General features: G+C 65.1%; 4 protein-coding genes and 1 pseudogene. 1 reads left to right on the forward strand and 4 read right to left on the reverse strand.

Annotated elements, in window-relative coordinates; all coding sequences use genetic code 11:
- Nucleotides 1-64 precede the first annotated feature (64 nt).
- From LB538_RS26990 to LB538_RS27005, 4 genes and pseudogenes are all read right to left on the reverse strand, one after another.
- Nucleotides 65-1,090, reverse strand: coding sequence for a BMP family protein (locus LB538_RS26990; RefSeq protein WP_224531994.1), 1,026 nt, complete (start codon nucleotides 1,088-1,090; stop codon nucleotides 65-67).
- Nucleotides 1,091-1,419: 329 nt separating this feature from the next.
- A complete protein-coding gene (locus tag LB538_RS26995; protein WP_224531996.1) occupies nucleotides 1,420-3,489 on the reverse strand; it encodes a 3-hydroxyacyl-CoA dehydrogenase NAD-binding domain-containing protein in 2,070 nt (689 codons plus the stop codon).
- Nucleotides 3,490-3,591: 102 nt separating this feature from the next.
- A pseudogene (locus tag LB538_RS29300) lies at nucleotides 3,592-4,183 on the reverse strand (hypothetical protein).
- Between the two features lie 43 nt (nucleotides 4,184-4,226).
- Entirely contained in the window at nucleotides 4,227-4,835 is a 609-nt protein-coding gene (locus tag LB538_RS27005) for a TetR/AcrR family transcriptional regulator (RefSeq protein ID WP_224531999.1), read from the reverse strand.
- Nucleotides 4,836-4,913: 78 nt separating this feature from the next.
- Here LB538_RS27005 and LB538_RS27010 point away from each other — a divergent pair, with 78 nt between their 5' ends.
- Nucleotides 4,914-6,197 (forward strand): MFS transporter, encoded by a 1,284-nt coding sequence (locus tag LB538_RS27010; RefSeq protein ID WP_224532001.1) that lies wholly within the window; start codon nucleotides 4,914-4,916, stop codon nucleotides 6,195-6,197.
- Nucleotides 6,198-6,420 lie beyond the last annotated feature (223 nt).

Here is a 6,420-nt window from a genome sequence, read left to right on the forward strand (position 1 = left end):
ATCTCCCCCCTTGAGGGGGAGATGTCCGGCAGGACAGAGAGGGGGGCCTCGCGCCGCCCAGGCGTCAATCCGAAACCGGCGTGTTCTCGTCGACGTCGACGCGGAAATTGCCTTCGAGGATCTCGGCCTTTTTCTTCTCGACCAGCTCCTTCACGTCGGCGGGCAGCGTTTTGTCGAATTTGTGGTAGGGTGCCAGATACGAGCCGCCCTTGGCCATGCGCGAGAAATCACCATAATCCTGCGCGGTGAAGACGCCGGCCTTGACCAGCTTGATCGCCTGCTCGACCGTCGGGTACATATCCCACACCGGCCCGGTGATGACCGTATCCGGCCCGAGGCTGGACTGGTCCGACATGTTGGAGATGGCAAAAATCTTCTTCTCGACTGCGGCCTCGATGACGCCGAAGCGCTCGGCATAGATGACGTCGACGCCGGCATCGATCTGCGCCACGGCTGCTTCCTTGGCCTTGGGCGGATCGAAGAAGGAGCCGATGAAGGCGACCTTCTTCTTGACGTTCGGGTTGACCTCCTTGGCGCCGGCGAAGAAAGCGTTGACCAGCCGGTTCACTTCCGGGATGCCCATCGCCGCGACGGCGCCCACCGTGCCCGATTTCGACATCTTTCCGGCGATCATGCCGGAGAGATAGGCGGGCTCGTGAATCCAGTTGTCGAAGACGCCAAAATTGGGCTCGGCCGGGCCGGCGCCGGAGCCGAACAGCCACGCCGTCTTCGGGAATTGTTTAGCCGTGCGGCGCGACTCGCGCTCGGCGGCGAAGGCGTCGCCCAGCACGAGCTGGTAGCCGCCCTGCGCATATTCGCGCATCACGCGGCTGAAGTCGGCGGTCTGCACCTTTTCCGACCATTTGTATTCGATGCCCAGCTCCTTCTCGGCCTTCTGCAGGGCGACATGGATCTGGTTGTCCCACGGCTCCTCGATCGGCGTGGCGAAGATCGCCGCCACCTTCAGCTTCTTGTCCTTGGCGAAGGCCGCGCCGGGCAGTGCAGCCGCCGCTAGGCCGAGTGCGCCGAGTTCCAGCACGTTGCGCCGCGACAGGCCGGCGCGTTGCGTTTTGCTACGTTCGTTTTCCATTGAAGTGCCCCTCTGTTCGACAGCCGTGTCGAGCCGGCCGTTCCAAGAATGTCAGACGCCCAGGACTATGGAACGGCGCCTGAGATTTGTCCACATGGTCAAATTTGATGGATAGGGACAGTGCGAGGCTGGAAGCGCTGGCGGGACAGCACCCCCCTCTGGCCTGCCGGCCATCTACCCCACAAGGGGGAGATTAGCGGCTCGGGCGCCACGCTCATTCCTGCAACGTTGAAAATTAGCGAAGACGGCCGCGACAGCTGATCTCCCCCCTTGTGGGGGAGATGTCCGGCAGGACAGAGGGGGGCGCGAAGGATCGCGGCGTAACGCCGCTATCCGCCCGCAACCGCCCACGATTCCGTCTCGGCAAACCGCCTCAACGCCGGCGCCGGCTCGAAGATCGCCCGGCCGGTCTGTCGGTGCCAGTGCTCCAGCCGCTCGACGATCTTCGCCGCACCTTCAAGCCCCGCCCAGAACATCGGCCCGCCCTTGCCGATCGGGAAGCCGTAGCCATTGACCCAGACGACATCGATATCCGACGCGCGCGCGGCGATGCCTTCCTCAAGAATCCTCGCACCCTCGTTGACCAAGGGATAAAGCGTGCGTTCGAGAATCTCCTCGGCGCCGATCTCGCGCCGCGCAATTCCAAGCTCCGCCGCCTTCGCCCGGATCAGCGCCTCGACATCCGGATCGGCAACCGGCTCACGCGAGCCAGCCTTATAGCGGTACCAGCCGCGCCCGGTCTTCTGGCCGAAATGGCCCTGCTCGCACAGCGTATCGGCAATCACCGCGGTCTGGCCGCGCGCCTTGCGGTTGCGCCAGCCGATATCGAGGCCGGCGAGGTCGCCCATCTGGAACGGCCCCATCGGCCAGCCGAAATCGGTGAACGCCTTGTCGACTTGGCTCGGCGTCGCGTCTTCCAGCAACAGCGCCTCGTTCTCGGCGCCGCGCGCCGAAAGCATCCGGTTGCCGACGAAACCGTGGCAGACGCCGACGACGACCGCCACCTTGCCGATGCGCCGGGCAAGGTCGGTGATCGTCGCCAGCACTTCTGGCGCGGTCTTCTCGGCGCGCACGATCTCCAGGAGCTTCATGACGTTTGCCGGCGAAAAGAAATGCATGCCGAGCACGTCTTGCGGTCGTGACATCGAGGCGGCGATTTCGTTTACGTCGAGATAGGAGGTGTTGGTGGCGAGGATGGTCCCGGGCCTGGCGACCGCGTCGAGCCGGCCGAACACGTCCTTCTTGACCGCCATGTCCTCGAACACGGCCTCGACGATCAAGTCGCAATCGACGAGATCGGCGTAGTCGGTGCTGCCCTTGAATAGGCCGAGCCGCTCCTGCTTGGCCTCTTCCGTCAACGAGCCGCGGCTGACGGAGACGGCATAGTTGTTCTCGATCGTCGCCAGGCCGCGCCGCAGCGCTTCCTCGCTGGTCTCGAGCAAAGTCACCGGCAGACCGCCATTGGCGAAGGCCATGGCAATGCCGCCGCCCATCGTGCCGGCGCCGATCACGCCGACGCGCTCTATCCTGCGCTTCCGCAAATCCTTGCTCGGCACCTTCGCCGCCTCGCGCTCGGCGAAAAAAAGATGCCGCTGCGCGCGCGACTGGTCGCCGGAAACGAGTTTTTGGAAGAGCTGCCGCTCGGCCGCAAGCGCTGCGTCGAACGGCACGGTGATCGCGTTGCGCACGGCTTCGGCGCAGGCAAGCGGCGCGTCCAGTCCGCGGGCTTTTCGGGCCAGATCGGCGGCTAGGCTATCGAAGGCCGCGAGATCGGACCCGGCGAGGCGGTCGTTGCGGTCACGCACCGGCACGAACGGTCCGCCTCGATCAGCCATTTCGCGGGCGAAACGAACCGCCTCTGCCAAGAGATCGGTGTCGACAACCGCATCGGCAAGACCGACGGCCTTCGCCTCGCGGGCCGAGATCGGGCTGCCCGAGGCGATCATGCCGAGCGCTTTCGCGGCGCCGATCAGGCGTGGCAAACGTACGGTCCCGCCGCCACCCGGCAACAGGCCGAGCTTTACCTCCGGCAGGCCGAGCTTGGCGCCGGCGTCCGCGACGCGAAAATGGCAGCCCAACGCTAGTTCCAGCCCGCCGCCGAGCGCCGTGCCATGGATGGCGGCCACCGTCGGCTTGGCGATGGTTTCCAGCAAGGCAACGATGGCGCGCAGTTCCGGTTGCTCGACTGGCTTGCCGAATTCGGTGATGTCGGCGCCCGCGACAAAGGTGCGGCCGGCGCAGGCGATGACGATCGCGCTCGCGGCGGGATCGTCGCGCAAAGCGGTGAGCGCCTCGTAAAGCGGCTTTCGGACATGAAAGCTGAGCGCATTGACCGGCGGGTTTTCGATGGTGACCACCGCCACCCCGTTCTCGTTCGCAACGCTGACAGAGCTGGACAAGCGGAACCTCCCGAGACTGGCTGCAACCGCGCAAGGGTTTACTAGGCAGCGAGGTGAATGGGAACCCGATCCGGCCCTGGCCCAATTGTTGGCGAGGCCCGGTTAATTGTCCACGCGGCCGAAGGGCGGCACGTCGCCGATCACCTCGCGCTTGTCCTTGCCCGCAGACGAAGGACTTTGCCTTGTCGTCGGCGAGCTTGCGCGCCTGGTCGTTGGCCTGCGGATTGCCAGTGGCTAATACCAGGCCGACCGTGCAGCCTTGGTGCTCTTCCGGTTGCGCCACCTTGGCGACGACCAGCACATCGGTCGATTTCGTTTCGTCCTCAGGGTTGCTGACGGAGCGGCGGTGGATGGCGGCGAAGGGGATGACGACGTCGCCATTGGTCTCGATACGCCATTCGACTTTCGGTCCGGAGCCGTTGAAGGCGGTGAAGCTCTCCCAGACGGCAGTCATGTCGTCGGACGGAAAGCCGTAATAGACGGATTCGCGCGCGTCGTCGTAGCTGATCATCACCGGGTAGCCGCGATAGCCGGAGCAGACGAGGCTCGCCCAGTCGCCGTCGCCTTCCGCGGCCTGCGCATAGGTCACGCAGTCCTTCTTCGAGTCGAGCTCGGTATAGGCGCTGGAGATGTCGCCGGCCTGGGCCGCCTGGCAGAAACCGGCGAGGGCAAGCGGGATCAGAAGAGCGCGCATCGCTGACAACTCCGTTCGAGCTGCCCGAGCGTAACGTCAATCGCTATTTCTTCAAGCTGGCTTCGATCAAGAGATCGGCGTTGCGGGCGACCGCCGCTGCCGGTCCGCCAACGCCAAACAGCTGGCCGCTGATATAAGCGCCCTCGATGAGCAGCAGCAGTCCGTCGCCCAGCGTGTCGGGATCGGCGGCGCCCATTGCGGCGGCCATGGCGCGCAGGCGGCGGCGCAATTCGACCTTGTTGTTCTCGCTCACCACCCGCGCCGGATGGCCGCGCTCGGGATATTCCACCGCAGCGTTGGTCATGCCGCAGCCGCGATAGTCCGGCTTTTGCGTGCGTTTGCCGACGCGGGTCAGGAAAGCGATGATCTGGGCGCGCGGATCGCCCGGATGCGCGACGACCGCTTCGTCGAAGCGTTCCCAGAATTCGAGGTCGTATTTGCGCAGATAGGAGGCGGCAAGCTCATCCTTGGATGGGAAGCTGCGGTACAGGCTCGGCTTTGTGACGCCGGCGCGCCTGACGATCTCGTCGACGCCGATTGCCCTTATGCCCTCGCGGTAAAAGAGGTCGCGCGCCACGTCCAGGATCTTGTCCGCCGCCCTCGGAGCAGGGGGCTCGCTGATCGACGCTTCAATTTTATTGTCGGATGGCATTCAAACAACTCGCTTGACAATGTTACTGACCGGTACGTATGTATGGCCTCATTCCATTGCAACGTACCGGTCAGTAACATGATAATCCAGCCCCGTCCGTTTGGCCAGAGCTACGCATTTGTCGTCGTCGCCGTCATTTTCCTGTGCCTGCTGATCGCGGCCGGGCTCCGTTCGGCGCCCTCGGTGATGATGGTGCCGCTGGAGGAAAGCTTCGGCTGGCATCGCGACGTAACGTCCTGGGCCGCCAGCGTCGGCATCCTGCTCTACGGCTTGACCGGACCGTTCGCCGCCGCGCTGATGGAACGCATCGGGTTGCGCCGCACGCTGCTCGGCGCGCTGGCGGTGATGTCGGGATCGACTGCGCTCAGCCTGTTCATGACCGAGCCCTGGCATCTTTTCATCACCTGGGGCGTGTTTTCCGGCATCGGTTCGGGCGCGGTGGCGAGCGTGCTCGGCGCCACTATCGTCAACCGCTGGTTCAAGACCAATCGCGGCCTGATGATGGGGCTGATGTCGGCCTCAAGCGCCACCGGCATGCTGGTCTTCCTGCCGCTCATCGCCTCGCTGGCGCAGAGCGGCGGCTGGAAGCCGGTGGCGATCGCCGTGGCGCTGGCCACCGCCGCGCTGATACCTTTCGTCTTGCTGCTGGTGCCGGAGCGTCCCGCTTCGATCGGCCAGGTTCGTTACGGCGCCGATGCCGACGACGTGCCGCCGGTGTCGCCGGCATCGCAGGGCAATTTCCTGGCCCACACGCTGAACACGCTGCGCCGCGCGGCGGGCACGCGGGTGTTCTGGTATCTGTTCGCCACCTTCTTCGTCTGCGGCTTCACCACCAACGGCCTCGTCGGCACGCATCTCATCGCCTTCTGCGGCGATATGGGCATCGGCGAGGTGCAGGCAGCCGGGCTGTTGTCGATGATGGGCATTTTCGACCTGATCGGTACGACGTTGTCCGGCTGGCTCACCGACCGCTTCGATCCGCGCAAGCTGCTCGGCATCTATTACGCGGTGCGTGGGCTGTCGCTGATCTACCTGCCCTATTCCGGCTTCTCGGCGACCAGCCTGGTCATCTTCGCCGTGCTCTACGGGCTCGACTGGATCGCCACCGTGCCGCCGACGCTGAGGCTTGCCAACGAGGCGTTCGGCGACCGCAGCGGACCGATCGTGTTCGGCTGGATCGTCGCCGGCCACCAGGTGGGCGCCGCGGCGGCCGCCGCCTTCGGCGGCACGATGCGCGAGCTGCAGGGCAATTACGAGCTGGCCTTCCTGATTGCGGGGATGACCGGCATCGCGGCGGCTTGTATCTCGCTCTTGATCAACACGAGCAGGCCGGCCTTCGGGCCGGAGCCGCAGGCGGCTTAGGCGCGACTTTCCCTTCTCCCTTGTGGGAGAAGGTGGCCGCGAAGCGGCCGGATGAGGGGTGCTCCAGGGAACACCGACGCCTCACTCCGCTGGAACACCCCTCATCCGTCTCGGCGCTATCGCGCCGATTCACCTTCTCCCACAAGGGGCCTGTTGCGCAGTTAGCGAGAACAGGCTCGCAGAGGGGTTTTGGCCGCGAAGTCTGTTGTGCTTGGTGGGCGAT

Origin of the sequence: Mesorhizobium sp. Ca11 (assembly GCF_020165275.1) — a bacterium.
In the GTDB taxonomy this organism is placed as follows: Bacteria; Pseudomonadota; Alphaproteobacteria; order Rhizobiales; family Rhizobiaceae; genus Mesorhizobium.

Bases quoted from the DNA above. Each gene is read 5' to 3' on its own strand.
- LB538_RS26990 (WP_224531994.1), bottom strand. From the start codon at position 1,090: ATGGAAAACGAACGTAGCAAAACGCAACGCGCCGGCCTGTCGCGGCGC.
- LB538_RS27005 (WP_224531999.1), bottom strand. From the start codon at position 4,835: ATGCCATCCGACAATAAAATTGAAGCGTCGATCAGCGAGCCCCCTGCT.
- LB538_RS27010 (WP_224532001.1), top strand. From the start codon at position 4,914: ATGATAATCCAGCCCCGTCCGTTTGGCCAGAGCTACGCATTTGTCGTC.